This is a genomic window from Acinetobacter sp. YH01007 (assembly GCF_013420425.1).
Classification (GTDB): Bacteria; Pseudomonadota; Gammaproteobacteria; order Pseudomonadales; family Moraxellaceae; genus Acinetobacter; species Acinetobacter towneri.
The window spans coordinates 1-1,227 of the sequence record NZ_VOYC01000047.1; the positions used below are offsets into that span (position 1 = coordinate 1).

At 36.9% G+C, this 1,227-nt stretch carries 1 protein-coding gene and 1 pseudogene; one reads left to right on the top strand and one right to left on the bottom strand.

Annotated elements, in window-relative coordinates; translation table 11 throughout:
- Positions 1-389: 389 nt before the first annotated feature.
- Positions 390-959 (bottom strand): peptidylprolyl isomerase A, encoded by a 570-nt coding sequence (locus tag FTT74_RS13810; RefSeq protein WP_004969822.1) that lies wholly within the window; start codon positions 957-959, stop codon positions 390-392.
- 135 nt (positions 960-1,094) lie between these two features.
- Here FTT74_RS13810 and FTT74_RS13815 point away from each other — a divergent pair.
- Positions 1,095-1,227 (top strand): annotated as a pseudogene (locus FTT74_RS13815) (IS982 family transposase); the annotation flags it as partial.

Here is a 1,227-nt window from a genome sequence, read left to right on the forward strand (position 1 = left end):
ATTTTCTGACTTAAATTTCGCTCAAATAAACTTCGAGTAATTTAAACCAATCAATCAATGAAATATGTTCGATTAATCAATCAGTAAAAATCCACACAAGTTGTTCTTCATAATCTCTTAATGATCTCAACTTCTACCTCGTCAGTAGAAATTTTAACGCAAAAAATTCTCTACAACTTAACCCTGTGAGCTAAGTTTGTAGGCTGTTTCGCGTCGGGATGAGTGCATTATAGGGCAATTTCCTACACGTGCAAGTGCTTTTAACTGCTTGTTTTCACGAGTGTTGGATTTTTACGCACTATTTTGGTTCAAAAACACACAAAACTCGCACTAACCCTATAATTTTAAATTAAAAATATGTTTTTCATATTTTTGCAATCTAAATCCGCTTATTTTGTTGGGGCAGCCTCTTTCACTTTCACACTGAGTATTTTTACCGCTTGTTTCGGTACATTTTGATGCATGCCATAGTTGCCTGTTGGTACTTTTACAATTTTATCGACAACATCCATACCTTTAGTGACTTGACCAAATACCGCATAGCCTGCGTTACGTGGACTTCGATTTAAGAAATCGTTATCTACCACATTAATAAAGAATTGGCTGCTGGCAGAATCAGGATGATTCATACGTGCCATCGCCAAGGTACCACGGGTATTTTTCAATCCATTACTTGATTCATTACGAATGGTCGCTTTGGTTGGCTTTTCTTGCATATTGGCATCCATACCACCGCCTTGCACCATAAAGCCTGGGATAACACGATGGAAGATCGTACCGTTATAGAAGTTTGACTTGGCATAATTTTCAAAGTTCTTTGCAGAAACTGGGGCTTTGTCATTAAACAGTTCGATTTCAATATTGCCCATGCTGGTTGTCATTTCTACCACGGTGTTGGCTGCCATCGTATTGAAGCTGATAAGCATTGCTGCCATGGTAAACACACTTTGTTTTAACATTTGCTGACCAATCCATCTGTGTTGTATTTGCATTGCATCTATATTAACCCGAATTACGGATAAGAAAAGCCCTTGAAAAAAAGGTAGTTAGAGCCATTTAGAAAGTTACGACACAACCCAAAGGCTCTAACTACCATGTATGATTTTACAGAAATTTTTTGTATTGTTGATGATTTTTTCAAAAAATTTGAACCCATCTATTGGCAATTTCTCAAGCAAGAAAACAAACGTCAACGTATCAGACAAGCAACGCTATCTTTATCAGAAA

What these genes read in the sequence shown, in the direction of transcription:
- FTT74_RS13810 (WP_004969822.1), bottom strand. Translation starts at nt 959, where the DNA reads ATGTTAAAACAAAGTGTGTTTACCATGGCAGCAATGCTTATCAGCTTC.